Source organism: Streptomyces sp. NPDC006476 (assembly GCF_040612015.1).
In the GTDB taxonomy this organism is placed as follows: domain Bacteria; phylum Actinomycetota; class Actinomycetes; order Streptomycetales; family Streptomycetaceae; genus Streptomyces; species Streptomyces griseorubiginosus_B.
On the sequence record NZ_JBEXPK010000012.1, the window covers coordinates 38,455 to 58,481 of the forward strand.

Below are 20,027 nucleotides of genomic sequence, written 5' to 3' on the forward strand. Positions count from 1 at the left end.
GGTCAGCAGCCGGTGCCGGTCGGGGTGAACCGCACCCGCGTGTGGTCGTCCGCGGCCAGCACCTGGGAGTAGGTCTGCCGGTCGACCTCGTACCAGACGTCGTCCTGGGTCCTGACGCCGTTGACGTCGTCCAGGCTCACGCACCACCGCTCCCGGCGGACGACCCGCCGGTACCTCTCCGTGCCCTTCCGGACCTTCGTGCAGCTCTGGTAGTGCTCGGTGGTGTACCAGACGCGGGTCGTCCGGTGGGTGCCGCTGCCCGACCGTGAGGTGTGCCGGACCTGCCGGGTGGCGGGCCGGCACGTCCGGACGAGATGGGGGCGGGTGGCGTAGGCGGTCTTCCGGGAGACGTGGCGGACGGTGTCCTTGAGCCCCCGGACGCTGTCCGGGCTCGCCTGGGCCGTCCTGGCGGTGCCGCTCTGCCCGGAGTCGCCGGACCCGCCCCCGCACGCCCCCAGCCCCGCCACGAGCAAAGCCGTCACTCCGGCGACCAGCAGCCGACGCCCGTTGATCATCTCTCCCCCTGAGGTCGGCGGTCAGCGTAGCCGATCTCTGGCCCGAACTGATCGCTGGGTGATCTCGGTAAGGACTCGGCAAGAGCTCGGTGTGACGACCTGCCCCTCCCAGGCCGCCGTCCGCTCGGCCGTCCGCGCACGGCGTAGAGTCCCTGGCCGGGTCTGGTCGGATGCCGTGGAGGGAGTGCGCGATGTCGAGCCCACCGGAGCTCACCGTGGGACGGCTGCTGTCCTCCTGGCAACCGGACGTGCCCGCCCTGCTGGTCGTGGCCCTGCTCGGCGGTCTGTACGGCTGGGGCGTGCTGCGGTTGCGGCGGCGGGGCGAGCACTGGCCGCCGGCGCGACTCGCCGCGTTCGTGCTGCTCGGTCTCGGCACCCTCGTCGTGGCCACGATGTCGGCCCTCGCCGTCTACGATCACGTGCTGTTCTGGCCGGCGGCCGTGCAGAACATCCTCCTGGACCTGATCGCGCCGCTCGGCCTGGCCCTCGGCGACCCGCTGCGCCTGGCCGTCAGTGCCCTGCCCGAACCGGCCGCCGGGCGCCTGCGGCGCGCGATGAGCGGGCGGGTGGTCCGCCTGCTCACCTTCCCGCTGGTCAGCACCGCTCTCGTCCTGGCCACCGAACTGACGGTGTACTTCACGCCGTACTTCGAGACCGCCCTGCGCGACGGCTGGCTGCACCAGCTGATGTACCTCCATCTGCTGCTCGCCGGCAGCCTGTTCGTGGTGCCGGTGCTCACCCGCGAGGAGACCCTGCCCGCGTGGTGCACCCACCCCGTGCGGGCGGCGCTGGTCTTCCTCGACGGGATCATCGACGCGGTACCCGGCATCGTGGTGATGACCCACGGCACACTGATCGCCGGCGCCTGGTACCTGCACCACGCCCCTGCCTGGTCGCCCGACGTGCGGCACGACCAGCAGCTCGGCGGCGGCGCGATGATCAGCATCGCCGAACTGGTGGCGCTGCCCTTCCTGCTCGCGATCCTGGTCCAGTGGGCCCGCACGGAGCGCGCCGAGACGGTCGCGCTGGACCGCCGCCTGGCCACGGAGCTGGTCCCGGCGGCGCCCGCGGAGTCGGCCGAGCCCTCGCCGGATCTCGTACGGCCCTGGTGGGAGACCGAGAACAGCGCGGTCGCCCAGCGCATCCGGCAGCAGCGGCCCTGACCCGGGTCGGGTCTCAGCCGGCCGCCGGGTCCAGCACCAGGCGCCGTCCGTGCAACTCGCCGCGCTCCATGCGCCGATGAGCCTCCGCCGCCGAGCTCAGCGGCAGCACCTCCACGGCACGGAGACGCAGCAGCCCCGCGGCGAGGTGGTCGTTCACGCACTCCGCCGCCTCGGCCAGTTCGGCCACCGTGGCGTGCGAGATGACGAAACCCCGCAGTGAGCCGTCCTTCATGTACAGCGGGCCCACCGGCAGCACCGGTTCGGCCGCGGTGCCGGCCAGCAGCACGATCCGGCCCCGGTGGGCCGGCAGCGCGACCGCGGTGCGCAGGTCGTGCCGGCCGGAGGTGTCGATGTGCAGCTCCACCCCGCGCGGGGCGAGGGCGGCGAGACGGTCGCCCGGATCCCGGTAGTCGACCACCTCGGCCGCGCCCAGCGCCTGTACATGCTCATGGTCGCGCGGTGACGCCGTGGCGATCACCCGGGCGGCCAGCGTCACCAGCGCGCTGCCCACGTTGCCGGCCGCGCCGCCCACCAGGACCGTCCCACCGGCGCGCAGACCGCCGTGCGTGAACAGGGCGAGATACGCGGTCGCCCCGGGATGCGGAACGGCCACCGCCTCCTCGGCCGGCACGCCGGCCGGGAGAGACGGTAAAGACGGTCGCCCGGCACCGCCGCCTGCTCGGCCGCCGCGCCCTGACGCCCGTCGTGCCCCAGGCTGTTGCATCACACCGCCTCACCCGCGGCGAAACCCTCCGCGGCGGACGCCACCGTGCCCACCAGGTCCCGCCCGATGACGAAGGGGAACTGAAGCGGCGTACGGAAACGCCCGGAGCGTACGAAGCCGTCCACCGGGTCCACGGCCGTGGCCCGGACGTCGACCAGCACCTCCCCGGGACCGGGCACCGGCGCGGGCAGCACGCCGAAACGGATGACGTCGGGGGGAGCCGAGCTGTTCGATGTACGCGGCACGCATGCCGCCACCGTACGGCGCCGCTCATCCCTCCCGGTCGGACGACACGGGTCGGGGACGGTCTCCCTCCCCCGAAGGCGACCGTCCCCGAACCCTCCCCCGGCGCCGGACTGTGGTCCAGCCGACCGCGTGGTGCGGGTCGTGTGCTGTTACCAGCACATGACCGCTGTTTCCCCCGGACCCCACGCGGAGTACAGACGTACCCGGACGTAGTAGCGGCGGCCCTTGACGAGGCGGGCCCTGATCGTGGCGTTGTGCGGTTCTCCGCCGTCGTCCCGGCCGACGAGATAGCGCGGTTCGCCGTCCCGTTCCTCGAAGACCACCAGGACGGTGTCGCTCGCGCCGAAGGCGCCCACGGTGTACTCGCGGGTCTCCTGCGGATCGATCGAGAAGTCGGCCTGCTCGCCAGGCCCCAGACCGAGCGGCACGGACCGGAAGGGCTCCAGGGCCGGCGGCAGCGGCGCACCTGCCGGCGGGTACCAGCGCAGGGCGAACTCCTTGTCGGCCGAAGACAGCGTGCCCGGCGGGTGCAGACCGCCGCGGAACTGCTCCGGCTCCAGGATCAGCCCGTCCGGGAACGGATACTCCATGATCGACTGCGGGTCCCAGATGGAGCCGTTGGCCTCGTCCGGGTCCAGCTTGCGCAGGATGTTGAAGTACGTCCTGTCCCGGCCCCAGAAGTTCGGCGGGCCGGCGAGATCCGCGTACACGGCCTCGTCGTCGAAATGGATACCGGCGAACGGGCTCTGGTGCTCGTGCAGCATCCCCAGCGCGTGCCCGATCTCGTGCAGCGCCGTCCCGCGCTCCCCGGGCGCGGTCAGGTCCCAGCCGAAGTTCATGGTGCGCTCGTGCTGCCCGGCCCGCAGTGCGTCCCGGCCCACCGCCGACCAGGAACCGTCACCGAGCTGGAAGCCGATCCGCAGTTCGGCCTCCGAGCGGTCGCCGACCTCGACGAAGGTGATGCCGATGCCGAGGTCCCGCCACTCCTGGAAGCACGCGCGCACCACGTCCCGCTGCTGAGAGGTGCCGACCCACGACACCCGGCGCACCGACCCGGTCCCCGGTACGGGAATGACCGACGCGTCGCTTTCGCCGTCGAAGAAGCAGTAGTGCAGGACCGTGCCGTTGACCCACATCCGGTGTCCCGAGACCAGCGCACTGAGCCGCTCGGCGGTCAGCCCCGCGGTGAAGGCGGGGGCCGACTGCGGCGCGAGGCTGCAGTAGCGTCCGGTCATGCCGAACAGACTGCCGTGAGCAGGGTCACGGGCGCCTGAGTCGGGGTCTACTCAAGTCACCCTGTATCAGGGCTGAGTACTCGCACTCATACTCCCGTGACGACCTTCGAACGCGACGCGAAGACCCTCGAACTGCCCTGGCGGTTCACCGGCCGCGAGGACGAGCTGGAGCTGATCCGCCGCGCCCTCACCGCCGGCCACCTCGGCATCGTGGTCACCGGCCCGGCGGGCCGCGGCAAGACTCGCCTGGTCACCGAGGCGGTCCGGGGCAGCGACCGGGCCCGCGCGGCCGGCACGCCCGAGACCCGGCACATCCCCTTCGCCGCGTTCGCCCACCTGCTGCCCGAGACGGTCTCCCTGCACCGGGCGGTCCAACTCCTGTCCGGCGTACGGCTGCTGCTCATCGACGACGCCCATCTCCTGGACGACGCCTCGGCCGCCCTCGTCCACCAGCTCGCCGTGCACGGCCGTACCCGTCTGATCGTCGTCGCCGCGGACGACGTCCCGTGCCCCGGCGCCGTCTCCCGTCTGTGGACCGGCGAGCTGCTGCCCCGCCTCGCCCTGGAACCGCTGCCCCGCGAGGACACCGAGCACCTCCTCGCGGCCGGCCTCGGCGGCCCCCTGGAGCCGCTGACCCTCAACCGCCTGCTGCACCTGTCCCAGGGCGATCTGCGCCTGCTCCGCGACCTGGTCGACGCCCTGCGCGAACGCGGCCTTCTCGCCCGCTGCCCGGAGACCGACGAGTGGACCTGGCGCGGTCCGCTCCCGCTGACGGCGACCGTCCGCGAGCGCGGCACGCGGGTGCTGGACCACCCCCGGAGCGAGGCTCTCGCCCGGCTGGCCTTCTCGGAGCCGCTGCCGCTCCCCATGGACGACTTCCACCTCGGGGACCTCGAAGCCCTCGAGGTCGACCACCTCATCCGCCTCGACGACGGCGCCGTGCGCCTCGCCCGCCCTCTGCACGGCCCGGTGCTGCGGGCCGCGGCCGGCAGTCTGCGGGCAAGGCGCCTGGCCCGCACGCCGGAGCAGTGCGCGCCGGCGCTCGCCGCGGAGCGGGCGGCGTTGACCCGGGATATCGAAGAGACCGATGTGCGCGCGCTGCCGGCACCCGTGGGGGAGTGGCTCGCCCAGGAGGGCGTGCCGGTGCCGGCCGGCCATGCGGCCGTACGCGCGCGGTTCTCGCGGCTTCGGGGGGAGCTGCGGGAGGCGGCGGCCTGGGCGAGGGAGGGACTGCGGGAGGCGCCGGGCGACGCCTCCTGCCGTACCGAACTCGCCCTGGCCGCCGCGCAGTCGGGGGACCCGGCCACCGCCGAGCGGGCCCTGACGGGACAGCCGGCCTTGGACGGGGCCGCCGCCTGGCTGGCGGTGGCCAGGGGGGACGTGGAGGGGGCGGCCCTGGAGGCGTACGGGGCGGAGGACCCCTACGGCCTCTACGACGCCGTCCGGCTCGGCGCCCCGGAGAAGGTCGCCGACCGCCTTCCGGCGGGCGGGGTGCTCGCCCTGCACGCGGAGGCGCTGGCGCAGGCCGACGGACCGGGCCTGGACCGCGCGGCGGAGGCGCTGGAGGAGCGTGGCTTCCTGCTCTTCGCCGCGGAGGCGCGGGCTCAGGCGGTACGGGCCCACCGCGACCCGCACGCCGCGCGCACGTCACGCACGCGTGCCGTCGCCCTGGCCCGCCGCTGCCAGGGTGCCCGCACCCCGGCCCTGTCCGGCCTGGTCCTGGGCGAACTGACCGCCCGTCAGCGGCAGATCGTCACCCTCGCGGCGACGGGCCTGAGCAACCGTCAGATCGCCGAACGCCTGACCCTTTCCATCCGCACGGTCGGCAATCACCTCTACAGCGCCTACGCCCGCCTCGGCGCGAACGACCGCTCGGCACTCCCATGGCTCATGGACCTCCCCGACACGGAGACGGCCTGAGCCCCCTGAACAGGCGGTCTGACCCCCGGTATTCGGGGGAGGGGTCAGGCCGCCACCTCATGCAGTCATCCGGCCGTGGCCGGTGGTCTAAGCGTGGTCCTCGCCGTCGTTCGCGGCGTACGGGTGTACCTGGCGGTCGTCGTTGAACGGGATGAACCAGTCGTTCACTCCGAGGCCGTCCGTGGCCGGCTCGTACAGCCACTCGTGGTCGAGGTCCTCGCACACGGTGGCGGTGAAGATCTCCAGGGCCACGCTGACCTCGTCGGTGAGCAGACCGTGCAGGTCGGCCGTCACCTCCGCCTGGGCGAGGAGGAACTTCATCAGCAACTCCTCGGCGACACAGCTCAGTTCGCCGAAGTGCGGCTGGGCGAGGCGTCCGGTCATGGTGATCGCCGTGACGATCAGACGGCGCGCGAACAGAACCGTGTACTGGAGGGCGAACTGCGACGGCAGGTCGTCGAGGATCATGAACGGCGCGTCGCTCTCGGCGACGGTCGGGCCCTCCTCCTCCAGCCCCGCCAGGTCCGTGAACAACTGGTCGACGAGGAGGTCGACCGCGTGGACGAGGGCACCGGCCGCGACCTCGGCCGCCTCGCGACCGACGGTCCCTTTCTCGTCTCCATAACCGAAGGCCGACAGTGGGAAGGCCCGCAGGCTCGGGGCGAGCGAGCGCAGTCGGGTGCGCATCTCCTCGATCTCGGCCTCGTCCAGACGGGACGGCGAGACGGCGGGTTCGAACTCCGCATGCCGGCGCGCGCGTTCGGCGGGGTCGGCCGGCGGCGCGTCCGGGCCGTCGGCCGCGTCGAGGCTCTCCTGGAGCAGATCGGGGTGGAGATCCACCTCGCACCGCGTGATCTCCCAGTCGGCCAGCAACTCACTGCGCTCCAGCAGTTCCGCGACGACCTCCCGCGCCGCGTCCTCCGCGAACTCCAGCGCCGGCGCGTCGACGAAGAGCTTCAGCAGGGCTCCTTCGGGATGGACGGCGATGAAGTCGTCCGTCAGGTCTACCTGCATCCCGTCTGGACCCTCGATGGCCTCGATCGAGTCGAGGCCCTTGCGCAGCAGGAAGATCGCACCCTCGCGCTGCAGGGCGTCGAGTTCCTGGGCACCCCGAGCGAGGTGCACGTCCACAGTCACCGCGTATGTCACACGATCATGGTGCCTGAGCCACCGCGCCCACGGCAGGGGAACCCCCCGCCATCCTCATGCCGCCCCGAACGCCGTGAACGCCCACCCCGTCGCCTGGTGCAGGGCGTCGTCCGGCAGCGCGGCCCGCGCGTCCCGCAGCGCCTCCGCCAGGGACAGCCCGTCGGCGAGGCCCTTGTGCAGCGCCAGCATCAGCGGCACCACCGCGTGGTCGTTGACCGGTGCGCTGCTCGCCACCACCCCGGCCGTGCCCAGCGGCAGCAGCGCGGTGACCAGACCGAGCAGCTCGTCGGCGCCCACCGCGGCGAGCCGGGCGGTGTCGCAGCTGGACAGGATGATCCGGTACGGGCTGCGGTCCAGCCGCTCGAAGTCATGGACGATCAGCGGCCCGTCGGCCATCCGCAGCGAGGAGAACAGCGGACTGTCGGCGCGGAAGGTGCCGTGCGCGGCGATGTGCGCGAGCGCGGCCCCGTCCAGCTCCTCCAACACCCGCGGCACGCGCGCGTCCTCGTGCTCCAGCAGCGTCGGCCTGCCGTACCGGTCGGCGAGTTCGGGCACCTCCGCGCCACCGGTCGCCAGCCCCGGCCCCCGCACCAGCACATGGCGGTCCCGGGGCGGCGGCGCGGTCTCCCGCGCCCGCAGCCAGCCGCTCGCCGAAGGCGACACACTGAGCACCCGTTCCCGCAGCGCCGGCAGCAGAGCCCAGGGCACACGGTGCAGCCGGCCCGGTGGTACGACCACGACGGGCCCGGAGCCAAGATGCGCCGCGGCAGGGCCGAGCAGCAGCTCCTCAAGGCGCCGTCCCATGGCCTCCACCAGCGGCAGCCGCGCCTCCGCGCCGGGGTGGGCCAGCCGCCGCAGCCCCGCCTGCACGTGCTCCGCCTCGGCCTCGGCGTCCGCGAGCAGCCCCGCTTCGAAGCGCCGTACCCGCCCGTCCCCGCACAGCAGCACCTGCACCCGGCCGTCCAGTACGGCGAGCTCCACCAGCCGTGTCCCGCCCAGCCGGTCCAGCAGCCGGCCGGGGTCGAAGCGGTCCTCGGCGCCGGGCCTGTCGCCGCGCATGTGCAGGGTGCGCGAGCGGATCTCGCGTTCCAGGCGCCGCTGTTCGCGCTCCAGGGCCGGAACGGGACGGCCGCCGCCGCGGGCCTCCTCCGCGCGCGCGGCGATCTCCCGGAAGGCGGTCAGCTGGCCGAGCAGCTCCGGATCGGCCGGCGGCCGGGCCGGCGGGGTGGACAGGGCGGTGGCCCGCCAGCGCTCGCTCCACATCAGCAGCCGGCGCGGCTCGCCGGAGTCCAGGCTGACCCGCTGGGCCAGCGCGGCCAGTTCCGCGCCCTGCGCGGTGGCGCGGGCCCGCAGCTCCGAGGCGCCCAGCGTCATCCGGTGGTCGTCGAGCACGTCGAGTCCGCGCCGGCACGCCTCCAGGACGCCCCGCCGGGAACCGGCGACCCGGGCCCGCAGTGCCTGCGCCGCCCACCCGGTCATCCGGGCCAGCGGCGGTCCGCTGTGCCGGCTGCGCGCGGCGACGGCCAGATGCCGTTCCGCGTCCTGCGTCCAGTCCAACGACAGGGCGATACGGCCCGCCAGCAGGGAGGCCTCGGGAGCGGCCGGCGCGCCGAAGGAGGCGAGCCGTTCGGCGACCGCCGCCGCGTCCGCGACCAGGCGTCCCGAAGCGCGCCCGGCGGACAGCCGTGCCTCGATCAGCACCAGCCGGGCATGCGTCTCCCACCAGGGCCGCCGCTGCCCGGCGAACGACCGTACAGCCAGCGCGGCGCGGGCGATCGCGGTGTTCGCGTCACCCGCGAGGCGGGCCGCCCGGGCCGCGACCAGCAGCAGCTCCGCCTTGCGGGTGGACTGCCCGCCGATGCCGTCGATCACCCCGATCGCCGCGTCGGCCACGGCGAGTGCCTCCGGGGCGAGTCCGGCCGCCATCAGCACCTCGCAGCGCCGGATGGAGAGCATGAACGACGGCGTGCCGAGCTTGGCGTACCGCTCCTCGGCCTCGTCGAGCAGCCGCAGCGCGACCGGCACGTCACCCTGCCGGAAAGCGGCGAGACCCCGGCTCTCCACGACGTCCGCCTTGTCGTGGTCCTGGCCGGTGGTGTCCCACAGCTCCTCGGCCGCCGCGAAGTCGGCGTCCGCCCGGTCCACGGCGCCCAGCGCCAGATGCACGGTGGCCCGGAGGGTCAGCGCCCGCGCCGTCCAGATGACGTCGTCGACCTGCCGCAGCACGGGAATCGCCCGCCGTACGTCCTCCAGTGCCTCGCGGTGCCGGCCCAGCACCCAGGAGGCGTAGGCCCGGCGGAAGAGCACCCGCGCGCGGGTGTGCCCGCTGCTCACGGCGACACCCCGCTCCAGCGCCTCCAGGCCCTGCCGGGTGCGGCCCGCGTGGATCAGCGCGACGCCGAGCGCGGCCAGGACGTCGGCCTCCCGGTCCGGGGACTCCGCGCGCACGGCGAGATCACGGGCGCGGCGCAGATGGTGCAGGGCAAGCCTGAGGTCGCCCCAGTCCCGCTGCCAGATCCCGATCGCCTGGTGCGCCACGGAGGCGTGCCACGGCGACGGGTCGTCCTCCAGCACGCCCCGGGCCCGCGCCAGGGCCTCGTTCGGGGCGGCGAACACCATCGGCAGCAGTTCGAGAACCGAGTCGCTTCCCGCTGTCACCCCACGGATGGTAGTGGCCCTGGTTGCACCCGACACCGTTTTGGCGCTGTATCAGCTGTATCAATGAACGGCCCGGCGACTCTGAACTGACGACAGTCGCCTCAAGGGGGAGGACACGCCATGGCACCACAGCGATTCCATGAACAGTTCGACCAGATCCAGCGTTCCATGCCCGACGTCCCCCTCGCGCTGGGGCCGGACGACGCGGCGGAGTTCATCTACGAGAAGGGCGTGGTCCTCGCCCGGGACGGCGAGGAGGCGCGGCTCGTCGAGGACACCGTGCGCGACCATTTCACGGCGGCCACCGGTCTGAGCGGCGACCAGGTGCGCCGGGCGGGCCCGGAGACCAACCGCTCGGGCGTGACCCGCATCCAGGTCGGCGATCCCGGCCACGGCGACCGGCGGGGCGACCGGGCCGTGGCGCACGCCCTGCGCTCGATGCGCGAGCACGAGGGCCGCTCCGGACGCCGGCTGGTCAGCCGCAACCACGTGGTGTCCATCGCGGTCAACTCCTGCCCGGGTGACGAGCCCGTGCCCTCCCCCCTCACCCAGGGCACCAACCCGGTCCCCACCGAGCTGCCCCACGACCCCGACAGCGCCGTGGCCGTCCTGGTCGTCGACAACGGCCTCACCCACGACTACGGGCTGGTCCCGCTGCTCGCCCACGTCCAGGGCGACCTGCACGGCACCGAGACCGACAGCGCGGGCAACCTGCTGCAGTACGTCGGCCACGGCACCTTCATCGCCGGCCTGGTCGCGGCCGTCGCGCCCAACACCGACATCACCGTCCGCAGCACCCTGAACGACGCCGGTGCGGTCCTGGAGTCCGAGTTCGGCCAGCGGCTGTTCGACGCGATCGACGCGAACGGCTGGCCGGACATCATCAGCCTCTCCGCCGGCACCTCCAACGGCCGCACCGACGGCCTGCTGGGCGTGGAGAGCTTCATGCAGGAACTGCGCGGGCAGCGCACCCTGCTGGTCGCGGCGGCCGGCAACAACTCCAGCGCCACCCCCTTCTGGCCCGCCGCCTACGCCTCTCTGCCCGACTACCAGGACTCGGTGCTGTCGGTGGGCGCCCTGCGCAGCGACGGCGAGTTCGGCGCGTGCTTCACCAACCACGGCGCGTGGGTGAACGCGTACGCCCCCGGGGAGCGCCTCACCAGCACCCTGACCGGCTTCGACGCGCCCGTGCCGTACGTCTACCAGCACACCACCTACGACGCCTGCCGTTACGGCTTCACCTACGCCTGCACCTGCCAGTACCCGCGCCACACCGGAGTGCTCAGCGAGACCGGCGCGCTCACCCCCGGCAAGGCCGACCAGGTGATGTTCGAGGGCTACGCGCACTGGAGCGGAACCTCCTTCGCCACCCCGGTGGCCGCCGGGCTCGTCGCCGCCTACATGACCGCCAACAAGGAGAGCGACCCGCGCGTGGCCCGCACCCAGCTGCTGGCCGGGAACACCAGCTACGCGGAAGTGCGCGGGGCACACGCTCCGGCGCTGCTCCCGGCGGGTTGGCGCCCGTCGCCGGTCACGCTGCTCGCCGCTCCCGCATGAGGTGCGGAACCTCCCCCTCCACGGCGTACGATGACAGGCCGTACACGAGGAGTGGGGCCGTGGAACGAGGAGATGTCGGCGCGCAGGTCAGGTCCGCCGTCGACGGCGACGCGGCGGCCTGGAAGGCGCTCGTCGAGGGGCTGAGCCCACTGGTGTGGTCCGTCGTGCGCTCGCACCGGCTCTCGGACGCCGACGCGCACGAGGTGTACCAGACCGCGTGGTTCCGCTTCGCCCAGCATCTGGGGCGCATCCGCGAACCCGACAAGGCCGGTTCCTGGCTGGCGAGCACCGCGCGGCACGAGTGCCTGAAGGTGCTCAAGAACATGCGGCGGCTCACTCCGACGGACGATCCCCAGCTGCTCGACCGGGTCAGCGAGGACCGTACGCCCGAGCAGTCGTTACTCGATCTGGAGGAGGCCGACGCCCAGACCGAGCGCATCCGGCACCTGTGGCAGGAGTTCGAGGAACTGGGCGAGCGGTGCAGGCAGTTGCTGCGTGTCCTGATGGCCACGCCGCCGCCCAGCTACCAGGAGGTGTCCGCGGCCCTCGGGATCGCCGTGGGCAGCATCGGTCCGCTGCGCCAGCGCTGTCTGCGGCGCCTGCGGGCGCGACTCGAAGCACGGGGGGCGGTGTGAGGGACATGGGTGACATGGGTGACCTGAACGGCGAGGAAACCTTCGACGGCGAGGAACCGCTCGACGACGGGTCGTTCGACGAGGAATCGTTCGACGGAGAGGACCTGGGGCTCGATCTCCTGGAGGAGGAGTTGCGCCGGGGCGCGGCGATCCTCGACCCGCTCCCGGCCGAACTGCGGCAGATCGCCGTGGAGGCCTTCGTCCTGCACGACCTCGACGCCAAGATCGCCGAGCTGACGTTCGACTCCGTGGTCGACGCCATCCCGGTGCGGGGAGCCGTCGACGTGCCGCGCATGCTGACCTTCCACGCGGGCGGGCTGACCGTCGACGTGGAGCTGAGCGCCCAGGGCCTGATGGGGCAGGTGCTGCCGCCGCAGACCGCCCGGGTCGAGGTGCTCAGGGGCCTGCGGGCCGCGGCGCCCCTGACGACCGACGCCATGGGCCGCTTCGTGTACGAGGAGTCCCCGGCCGGCCCGTTCGCCCTGCGTCTGCGCACCGACGAGGGAGTCCTCGTCACGGACTGGCTCACGGCCTGAAGCACGCCCCGGACCCTGCCCTCACCACGTGACGGGCAGGGTCTCGACCAGGGTGGCCAGCGCGGAGGCCAGCCGGTCGAGGCCGGGGCCCGCCGGTCCGCCCGGCTCGGTCATGTACGTGTCCCGCCGGATCTCCACCATCAGCGCGCCGACCCGGGCATCCGTGCCGTAGAACTCCAGCGGTACGTACGTCCCGCTGAAGGGGCTGTCCAGCCCGGTCTCCCCGCACGGCGCGAACGCCTCCCGCGCGGCCGCCAGAAGCCCGGGCGGCGTGTGGAAGGGGTCGGTGCCGAGACAGACCGGCGGTCGCGGTCCCGCGCCGTGCAGTTCGTACGGCAGCGCCGTGCTGGGGTAGGAGTGCACGTCGACGACGACGGCCCGTCCGGTGCTCGCCAGACGGTCGCCCACGGCGTCCGTCATGGCCCGCGCGTACGGCCTGAAGTAACGCTCGACGAGCGGCTCGGGGTCGGTGTCGGCGGGCCGCAGTGCCTCCCGGTGCGTGGTGCGCGTGTAGACCGCGCCCATCCCGACGGCCAGCATCTCCTCCCGCTCGTCCGGGAAGCGTTCGGGGTCGACGACCAGCCGCGAGAGCCGGTTGACGAACCGCCAGGGGGCCGTCCCCGCCAACCGCGCCGCCGCCTCGGCCAGTTCCGCCGTATGCGCGTCCGTGATGTGGTCCAGCTCCCGCTCCAGCGCCGCGTCGTCCAGCACGATGCCCGCGCGCACCTCGGCCGGTATCGCCCGTGCGGAGTGCGGCACATGGAGGATCACGGGGGAGTCGGCGGCACCGGGCAGGAGGTCGAACGGGGCGGCGGGATCGGGCACGGGCTGCTCCGGCGGGCGTTGTCGGTGGGCGGTGTCAGAAGGCGTTGTCAGTGGGGCGTGGCAGCATCAAAGGTGCCACATCGACGAGCACGAACTCGGGGGAGCACCCATGCCCATCAGCAACGAGAAGGCCGCGTCCCGTCAGTTCCTGGAGGTTTTGTACGAGGACGAGTACTTCCCGGACCACGTCCTCGACAAGGGCCGGGCGGTGCTGGTCGCCCTGTGCGAACGCATCGAGGCCGAGCGGCCCGCCGACCTGGCCGCGCTCTACGCCCTGACGCAGGCGGCCACCGAGGAGTTCAACGCGCTGGAGGCCGAGTTCGAGGCGGCGGGCAGCGAGATCGAGACGGTGGCCCGGGAGGAGATAGGCGGCGACTTCTGGTTCATCGCCCAGGCCTACGGCTTCGACGACGCGGACGTGGAGGAGCTGATCGCGACGCGCGAGTGGTGAAGCGGGTGGCCACTCACCAGCCGGCCCGGGCTCGAACTCAACCGGTCAGCAGGGTGCGGACCAGCGCGGCGACCTGTGCCGTCTCGATCAGGAACCCGTCGTGCCCGTACGGCGACTCGATGATCCGCAGCCGGTCCGCGGACGGGATCAGCGCGGCCAGCTCCGCCTGCTGGGCGAGCGGGTAGAGGCGGTCGGAGTCGACGCCGGCGACCAGGGTGGGGGCGGTGACCCGGCCGAGCGCGGCCCGCAGGCCACTGCGGCCGCGGCCCACGTCGTGGGCGTTCATGGCCTCCGACAGCACGACATAGCTGCCCGCGTCGAAGGGCGCGCCGGAGTGCGCGTGCGGACACGCGTCGGCACAGCGGGGAGGGAGGGCGATCGGCTGGAGGGGAGCGTCAGCTCACGGCACGACAAGAAGTGGTGGTGACACGCACGTAGTCCACGTGGCGTCGGGTCACGAGCACCGTCACGCGACGAGAGAACCACACGAGGTCACGGCGGAACAGCGGCGCGTTCCGCCTGACATACAGACTTCACGAACGACGGAACTCGGCCATCTCCGCGCGATCGCGCGGAGATGGCCGAGTGGCGGGGAGAGACGGGTCCGGGCGTCCGGTGGGCGGTCAGGCGGCGCCGCTCACGCCGGGGGCGACGAAACGGCGGTGAAGGGGGGAGAACCGGGTCTCGGGCTCGCCGGTGATCCCGGCCTCCTTGACGGCGGCGGCCAGCCGCTCGGCGAAGAACCGCTCGAAGTCCGACTGGGCGTTCCACACGTCGGTGACGTACAGCGCGCCCCCGTCGAACCAGGCCGCGTGCAGCACGGCGCCCTCCGGTACCTCTTCCTCCCAGCGCACGGTGTCCCGTACGGCGTCGTACTGCTCGGGTGTGACTCCCGCCCAGCGCATGGACAACACAACAGCCATGGCGATGCCTCCTTGGGTTCGGTTTCCCCCTGTCGAGTACACCGGCACGGGACGCCGTCCGCGCGTCGCGCTGGGCCGTTGGTGACATGGCGCTGCCCCGGCCGGGCGGTGCGCCGGCCGGGGCAGGGAAGCCGCCGGTGGGCCTGTCGGGCCCCTCGGGTCAGCTCAGGGAGGCCAGGGCCTCGTTCCAGGTGGCCGACGGGCGCATGACCGCGGCGGCCTTCGCCGGGTCGGGCTGGTAGTAGCCGCCGATGTCCGCCGGGTTGCCCTGGACGGCGTTCAGCTCCTCGACGATCTTCTGCTCGCCCGCGGCGAGCGTCTCGGCGAGCGGCTGGAAGGCCTTGGCGAGCTCGGCGTCGTCGGTCTGCTGCGCCAGCTCCTGCGCCCAGTACAGGGACAGGTAGAAGTGGCTGCCGCGGTTGTCGATACCGCCGACGCGCCGGGTCGGGGACTTGTCCTCGTTGAGGAAGGTCGCCGTGGCGCGGTCGAGGGTGTCGGCCAGGACCTTGGCGCGGGCGTTGCCGGTGGCCGTGGCGTACTGCTCCAAGGAGGGCACCAGCGCGAAGAACTCACCGAGGGAGTCCCAGCGCAGGTAGTTCTCCTTGACCAGCTGCTGGACATGCTTGGGCGCGGAGCCGCCGGCGCCCGTCTCGAACAGGCCGCCGCCCGCCATCAGCGGGACGACCGACAGCATCTTGGCGCTGGTGCCCAGCTCCAGGATGGGGAAGAGGTCGGTGAGGTAGTCACGCAGGACGTTGCCGGTGACGGAGATGGTGTTCTCGCCGCGGCGGATGCGCTCCACCGACAGCTTGGTGGCCTCGACGGGGGCAAGGATGCGGATGTCCAGGCCCTCGGTGTCGTGCTCCTGCAGGTAGGCGTTGACCTTGGCGATCAGGTTGGCGTCGTGCGCGCGGGTCTCGTCCAGCCAGAAGACGGCCGGGTCACCGGTGGCGCGGGCGCGGGTGACGGCGAGCTTCACCCAGTCCTTGATCGGGGCGTCCTTGGTCTGGCAGGCGCGGAAGATGTCGCCCGCGGCGACCGGCTGCTCGATCAGGACGTTGCCGTTCTGGTCGACCAGGCGGACCGTGCCGGCGGCCTTGATCTCGAAGGTCTTGTCGTGGGAGCCGTACTCCTCGGCCTTCTGCGCCATCAGGCCCACGTTGGGGACCGAGCCCATGGTGGACGGGTCGTAGGCGCCGTTGGCCCGGCAGTCGTCGATCACGGCCTGGTAGACGCCTGCGTAGGAGGAGTCCGGCAGGACCGCGACGGTGTCGGCCTCCTGGCCGTCCGGGCCCCACATGTGGCCGGAGGTGCGGATCATGGCCGGCATGGAGGCGTCGACGATGACGTCGGAGGGGACGTGCAGGTTGGTGATGCCCTTGTCGGAGTCGACCATGGCCAGCGCCGGGCCCTCGGCGAGCTCCGCCTCGAAGGACGCCTTGATCGCGTCGCCCTCGGGCAGGGCGTCCAGGCCCTTGAGGATGCCGCCCAGACCGTCGTTCGGGGACAGACCGGCGGCGGCGAGCGCGGCGCCGTACTGCTCGAAGGTCTTCGGGAAGAAGGTACGCACCACGTGACCGAAGATGATCGGGTCGGAGACCTTCATCATGGTGGCCTTCAGGTGCACCGAGAACAGCACATCCTCGGCCTTGGCGCGGGCGATCTGCGCGGTGAGGAACTCGCGCAGCGCGGCCACGTGCAGCACGGAGGCGTCGACGACCTCGCCCTCGAGGACCGGTACCGACTCGCGCAGCACGGTGGTGGTGCCGTCCTCGGCGGCCAGCTCGATCCTGAGCGCACCGGCCTCGGAGATCACGACGGACTTCTCGGTGGAGCGGAAGTCGTTCTCGCCCATGGTCGCCACGTTGGTCTTGGAGTCGGCCGACCAGGCGCCCATGCGGTGCGGGTGGGTCTTGGCGTAGTTCTTGACCGAGGCGGGGGCGCGGCGGTCGGAGTTGCCCTCGCGCAGGACCGGGTTCACGGCGGAGCCCTTGACCTTGTCGTAGCGGGCCTGGATCTCCCGCTCCTCGTCGGTCTTCGGGTCGTCCGGGTAGTTCGGCAGCGCGTAGCCCTGGGCCTGCAGCTCGGCGACGGCGGCCTTCAGCTGCGGGATGGACGCCGAGATGTTCGGCAGCTTGATGATGTTGGCCGCGGGCGTCTTGGCCAGCTCGCCCAGCTCGTGCAGGGCGTCGGGGATGCGCTGGTCCTCGGCCAGGTACTCCGGGAACACGGCGATGATCCGCCCGGCCAGCGAGATGTCCCGCGTCTCCACGGAGACACCCGCCTGCGAGGCGTACGCCTGGACCACCGGCAGGAAGGAATACGTCGCCAGGGCCGGGGCCTCGTCAGTGTGCGTATAGATGATGGTCGAGTCAGTCACCGGGTGCTCCGCTCCACGTCTGCAACATTGCTCGACATCAAGATATCTCGTGACCGAGGCCGGCTCGACAGGGGTCCGTGCAACCAATGCGTCGCATCCCGGGTCATGGATGTGGATCGTGCACCTGATCGCGTCTGATCGTCGACGGCCGGGACCGACCGACCGGCCGCCCGAGCGAAAGCTGACCATGAGATATCGCACCCGAGTGACGGCCCCCGCGGCCGCTCTGATCGGCACGGCCGCTGCACTGACCGTGGGGGGAACCGCGCAGGCCACCGAGAAGGACAAGGGCACCCCGGGGCCCGAGACCCTCGACGACCCCGTCTTCCCGAGCCTCGGCAACGACGGCTACCGCGTCGCCGCCTACCACCTCGACCTCGCCTACGACGCCACGACCCGGCTCGTCGACGCCACGGCGACCCTGCGCATCCGCACCACCCAGGCCCTCACCCGGCTCTCCCTGGACGCCCTCGGCCTGGACATACGCTCCGTCCGCGTCGCCGGCCGGCCCGCCGCCTTCGAGCAGGCGAACGAGAAGCTGCGCATCACCCCCGCCCGCTGTCGCCGTCGCGTCGGAGGTCTCCGGCCAGGACCTGTCCGGCTTCCTGCGGGACTGGCTCTATGGCACGAAGACCCCCCGGATGCCCGGTCACCCGGACTGGACGGTCACGCCGGTCAGCTCCTCGCTCGCGCCGCGCCGGCGGACGGGCGGGTACCACGACAACTCGGCCACCCTGTAGATCACTCCAGGTGGGCGACGTTCGCGTCGCCCACCTCCTGCGGGCCGCGTTGCTGCGGGATCGACACCGACCCCTGCTGCAGCGCCACCGTCCGCGTCGGCGCCGGGATGCGGATGCCCTCCTCGCGGTAGCGCCGGTGCAGTTGCTTGATGAACTCGTGCTTGATGCGGAACTGGTCGCTGAACTCGCCCACGCCCAGGATCACCGTGAACCCGATCCGGGAGTCGCCGAAGGTGTGGAAGCGGATCGCCGGCTCGTGCTCCGGTACGGCCCCGCTGACCCCGGTCATCACGTCGGAGACCACCTCCAGGGTGACCCTCTCGACGTGCTCCAGATCGCTGTCGTACCCGACGCCCACCTGGACCAGAATGGTCAACTGCTGCTCGGGGCGCATGAAGTTGGTCATGTTCGCCTTGGCGAGCTGCCCGTTGGGGATGACGACCAGGTTGTTGGAGAGGGCGCGAACCGTGGTCTGGCGCCAGTTGATGTCCTCGACGTACCCCTCCTCGCCGCTGCTGAGCCGGATGTAGTCGCCGGGCTGCACGGTCTTGGACGCCAGGATGTGGACGCCCGCGAAGAGGTTGGCGAGGGTGTCCTGCAGGGCCAGCGCGACCGCCAGGCCGCCGACACCGAGGGCGGTGAGCATCGGGGCTATGGAGATGCCGAGCGTCTGCAGCACCACCAGGAAGCCGAGTGCCAGCACCAGGACCCGGGTGATGTTCACGAAGATCGTGGCCGACCCGGCGACCCCGGAGCGGGACTGGGTGACGGTCCGTACCAGACCGGCGATGACCCGGGCCGCCGTCAGCGTCACCACGAGGATGAGGACGACGGTCAGCGACTGGTTGACGTGTTTCTGGACGGTCCTCGTCAGCGGGAGCACCCCGCCCGCGGAGGCCGCACCGCCGAGGAACGCCGCCCACGGCACCACCGTCCGCAGCGCGTCCACGATGACGTCGTCACCGCTCCAACGCGTCCGGTCGGCGTGCTTGCCCAGCCACCGCATCAGTATGCGCAGCAGGAACGCCGCCAACAGCCCCGCCACCAGCGCGACTGCGGCGATGACCAGATCGTCCACGGTGAGCGCTCGGTTCACCGACTACCTCCAAGTCCAGGATGTGCAACCGCTCATCCTGCCTTATCCGGCAGAGGAGTTCGCCCCGCGCGAAGGGCCGTACCGTACGGATCCGGACAGACCGCCGCCGTGCGGCCCGGGCGACCCTCAGATCACCTTCAGGCGCACCAGCGCGCCCAAGGTCAGTGCCCCCGGTAGCAGGGGCAGCCACACCGTGATGATCCGGTAGGCCAGGACCACCGCCGTCGCCACGGCCGCCGGTGCGCCCGCCGCGACCAGGGCCACGATCAGCGCCGCCTCCACCGAGCCGAGCCCGCCCGGGGTGGGTACCAGGGCCACCGCGACCGTCGCCGCGAGGTAGGCCACCGCCATGTGCACGGGCGGCACGGGCAGCCCCAGGGACATGCCGACCAGGACGAGACCGGCCGCCTGAAGGGCGGGGAAGGCGAGCGAGCCGCCCCACAGGGCGAGGGCGCGGCACGGGCGGGTGTGCACCGAGCGCAGTTCGCCCAGAGCGGTCCGCAGGAAGGTCAGGACGGTGGTCCGCAGCCGTCGTACGAGGGCGAGGACCGTCACGGCGACGACCGCGACCGCGCCGACGGTCAGCAGCAGGGGAGCCGCCGAGCCGTGCGGGAGCAGATCGCCGAAGCGCAGCGCGTCGGGGAACGCGACCAGCAGGACGAGCAGCAGACCCACCCGGGTGACCGACTCGGCCAGCAGGTACAGGGCCAGCGCGGCGGAGGAACGGGCCAGCGGGATGCCGCACACCGTCATGAAACGCAGATTGACCGCCCCCGCGCCGAGGCCGGTCGGGAGCAGATGGTTGGCCGATCCGGCGGCGAACTGCGTCGCGAGCAGCCGCCGCCTGGGCAGCCGGTCGACGACCGCGCCCTGCCGGGTGAACGCGGCCGCCACCCAGGTCAGACAGGTGGCGCCGGCCGCGGCCAGCAGCCACGGCCACTCGGCCGAGCGCAGATGGCCGAAGCCCTCCACGAGCACGTCCCGGTGCTGCACGGCGACGACGGTGACCAGCAGGAGCGGAAGAAGGCACAGAATCTGGCGGACCGGGACGCGACGGGGGAACCGTCCCGGAGTGAGGGGGCCTTGGGGAAGTTGAACCGCAGTCACATCTGAAGATGGTCTCCGCACCGCGCCAACTGCGGGTTGCGGAATCGCGGACAGCGTCTTACGGACGGAAAGCGGCTGGGGAGGCAGGGCCATGGAGTCCTTCGGGGCAGGGGACGATGCGACGGAAAGGTTGACCTCAACAACGCTCGAGGTTCTACGTTCTCTCC

15 protein-coding genes and 3 pseudogenes are annotated in these 20,027 nt (G+C 72.4%); 7 read left to right on the top strand and 11 right to left on the bottom strand.

Going from position 1 to position 20,027, the window contains the following annotated elements; all coding sequences use genetic code 11:
- Positions 1-2 precede the first annotated feature (2 nt).
- Positions 3-515, bottom strand: a complete 513-nt coding sequence (locus tag ABZZ74_RS15505) for a hypothetical protein (RefSeq protein ID WP_356764993.1) — start codon at positions 513-515, stop codon at positions 3-5.
- Between the two features lie 191 nt (positions 516-706).
- On the opposite strand from ABZZ74_RS15505, the gene ABZZ74_RS15510 reads away from it, so the two are divergent.
- A complete protein-coding gene (locus ABZZ74_RS15510) occupies positions 707-1,678 on the top strand; it encodes a cytochrome c oxidase assembly protein (RefSeq protein WP_356764995.1) in 972 nt (323 codons plus the stop codon).
- A 13-nt stretch (positions 1,679-1,691) separates the two neighbouring features.
- Here ABZZ74_RS15510 and ABZZ74_RS15515 read toward each other — a convergent pair.
- Positions 1,692-2,651 (bottom strand): annotated as a pseudogene (locus ABZZ74_RS15515) (NADPH:quinone reductase).
- A 146-nt stretch (positions 2,652-2,797) separates the two neighbouring features.
- Entirely contained in the window at positions 2,798-3,883 is a 1,086-nt protein-coding gene (locus ABZZ74_RS15520) for a M12 family metallopeptidase (RefSeq protein WP_356764997.1), read from the bottom strand.
- Positions 3,884-3,979: 96 nt separating this feature from the next.
- Here ABZZ74_RS15520 and ABZZ74_RS15525 point away from each other — a divergent pair, with 96 nt between their 5' ends.
- Positions 3,980-5,803: a LuxR C-terminal-related transcriptional regulator gene (locus ABZZ74_RS15525; RefSeq protein ID WP_356764999.1), complete on the top strand. Its 1,824-nt coding sequence runs from the start codon at positions 3,980-3,982 to the stop codon at positions 5,801-5,803.
- Between the two features lie 87 nt (positions 5,804-5,890).
- On the opposite strand, the gene ABZZ74_RS15530 is transcribed toward ABZZ74_RS15525, so the two are convergent.
- A complete protein-coding gene (locus ABZZ74_RS15530; protein ID WP_356765001.1) occupies positions 5,891-6,952 on the bottom strand; it encodes a hypothetical protein in 1,062 nt (353 codons plus the stop codon).
- 54 nt (positions 6,953-7,006) lie between these two features.
- Positions 7,007-9,571: a CHAT domain-containing tetratricopeptide repeat protein gene (locus ABZZ74_RS15535; RefSeq protein WP_356765273.1), complete on the bottom strand. Its 2,565-nt coding sequence runs from the start codon at positions 9,569-9,571 to the stop codon at positions 7,007-7,009.
- A gap of 159 nt (positions 9,572-9,730) precedes the next feature.
- On the opposite strand from ABZZ74_RS15535, the gene ABZZ74_RS15540 reads away from it, so the two are divergent.
- Genes ABZZ74_RS15540 through ABZZ74_RS15550 form a run of 3 tightly spaced genes read left to right on the top strand, consistent with a single transcriptional unit; the run spans position 9,731 to position 12,338 of the window.
- Positions 9,731-11,167 (top strand): S8/S53 family peptidase, encoded by a 1,437-nt coding sequence (locus ABZZ74_RS15540; RefSeq protein ID WP_356765003.1) that lies wholly within the window; start codon positions 9,731-9,733, stop codon positions 11,165-11,167.
- A gap of 59 nt (positions 11,168-11,226) precedes the next feature.
- Positions 11,227-11,802: a sigma-70 family RNA polymerase sigma factor gene (locus tag ABZZ74_RS15545; protein ID WP_356765005.1), complete on the top strand. Its 576-nt coding sequence runs from the start codon at positions 11,227-11,229 to the stop codon at positions 11,800-11,802.
- Between the two features lie 5 nt (positions 11,803-11,807).
- Positions 11,808-12,338 (top strand): hypothetical protein, encoded by a 531-nt coding sequence (locus ABZZ74_RS15550; protein WP_356765007.1) that lies wholly within the window; start codon positions 11,808-11,810, stop codon positions 12,336-12,338.
- A 21-nt stretch (positions 12,339-12,359) separates the two neighbouring features.
- On the opposite strand, the gene ABZZ74_RS15555 is transcribed toward ABZZ74_RS15550, so the two are convergent.
- On the bottom strand, positions 12,360-13,163 hold the full coding sequence (locus ABZZ74_RS15555; RefSeq protein ID WP_356765009.1) for an N-formylglutamate amidohydrolase: 804 nt from the start codon (positions 13,161-13,163) through the stop codon (positions 12,360-12,362).
- A gap of 109 nt (positions 13,164-13,272) precedes the next feature.
- On the opposite strand from ABZZ74_RS15555, the gene ABZZ74_RS15560 reads away from it, so the two are divergent.
- Positions 13,273-13,614, top strand: a complete 342-nt coding sequence (locus ABZZ74_RS15560; RefSeq protein ID WP_356765011.1) for a DUF5713 family protein — start codon at positions 13,273-13,275, stop codon at positions 13,612-13,614.
- A gap of 37 nt (positions 13,615-13,651) precedes the next feature.
- Here the strand turns inward: ABZZ74_RS15560 and ABZZ74_RS15565 are convergent.
- From ABZZ74_RS15565 to ABZZ74_RS15575, 3 genes and pseudogenes are all read right to left on the bottom strand, one after another.
- Positions 13,652-13,936, bottom strand: a pseudogene (locus tag ABZZ74_RS15565) (homoserine O-acetyltransferase); the annotation flags it as partial.
- 301 nt (positions 13,937-14,237) lie between these two features.
- Entirely contained in the window at positions 14,238-14,537 is a 300-nt protein-coding gene (locus tag ABZZ74_RS15570; RefSeq protein ID WP_356765013.1) for a hypothetical protein, read from the bottom strand.
- 160 nt (positions 14,538-14,697) lie between these two features.
- Positions 14,698-16,917 carry an NADP-dependent isocitrate dehydrogenase gene (locus tag ABZZ74_RS15575; RefSeq protein WP_356765015.1) on the bottom strand — a complete coding sequence of 740 codons (2,220 nt, stop codon included), beginning with the start codon at positions 16,915-16,917 and terminating at the stop codon, positions 14,698-14,700.
- 187 nt (positions 16,918-17,104) lie between these two features.
- On the opposite strand from ABZZ74_RS15575, the pseudogene ABZZ74_RS15580 reads away from it, so the two are divergent.
- Positions 17,105-17,473, top strand: a pseudogene (locus ABZZ74_RS15580) (M1 family peptidase); the annotation flags it as partial.
- Positions 17,474-17,658: 185 nt separating this feature from the next.
- On the opposite strand, the gene ABZZ74_RS15585 reads toward ABZZ74_RS15580, so the two are convergent.
- Positions 17,659-18,753: a mechanosensitive ion channel family protein gene (locus tag ABZZ74_RS15585; protein ID WP_356765017.1), complete on the bottom strand. Its 1,095-nt coding sequence runs from the start codon at positions 18,751-18,753 to the stop codon at positions 17,659-17,661.
- A 126-nt stretch (positions 18,754-18,879) separates the two neighbouring features.
- A complete protein-coding gene (locus tag ABZZ74_RS15590; RefSeq protein WP_356765019.1) occupies positions 18,880-19,953 on the bottom strand; it encodes a lysylphosphatidylglycerol synthase transmembrane domain-containing protein in 1,074 nt (357 codons plus the stop codon).
- Between the last annotated feature and the right edge of the window lie 74 nt (positions 19,954-20,027).

What these genes read in the sequence shown, in the direction of transcription:
- ABZZ74_RS15505 (WP_356764993.1), bottom strand. Translation starts at nt 515, where the DNA reads ATGATCAACGGGCGTCGGCTGCTGGTCGCCGGAGTGACGGCTTTGCTC.
- ABZZ74_RS15510 (WP_356764995.1), top strand. Translation starts at nt 707, where the DNA reads ATGTCGAGCCCACCGGAGCTCACCGTGGGACGGCTGCTGTCCTCCTGG.
- ABZZ74_RS15520 (WP_356764997.1), bottom strand. Translation starts at nt 3,883, where the DNA reads ATGACCGGACGCTACTGCAGCCTCGCGCCGCAGTCGGCCCCCGCCTTC.
- ABZZ74_RS15535 (WP_356765273.1), bottom strand. Translation starts at nt 9,571, where the DNA reads ATGGTGTTCGCCGCCCCGAACGAGGCCCTGGCGCGGGCCCGGGGCGTG.
- ABZZ74_RS15540 (WP_356765003.1), top strand. Translation starts at nt 9,731, where the DNA reads ATGGCACCACAGCGATTCCATGAACAGTTCGACCAGATCCAGCGTTCC.
- ABZZ74_RS15550 (WP_356765007.1), top strand. Translation starts at nt 11,808, where the DNA reads ATGGGTGACATGGGTGACCTGAACGGCGAGGAAACCTTCGACGGCGAG.
- ABZZ74_RS15560 (WP_356765011.1), top strand. Translation starts at nt 13,273, where the DNA reads ATGCCCATCAGCAACGAGAAGGCCGCGTCCCGTCAGTTCCTGGAGGTT.
- ABZZ74_RS15570 (WP_356765013.1), bottom strand. Translation starts at nt 14,537, where the DNA reads ATGGCTGTTGTGTTGTCCATGCGCTGGGCGGGAGTCACACCCGAGCAG.
- ABZZ74_RS15590 (WP_356765019.1), bottom strand. Translation starts at nt 19,953, where the DNA reads ATGGCCCTGCCTCCCCAGCCGCTTTCCGTCCGTAAGACGCTGTCCGCG.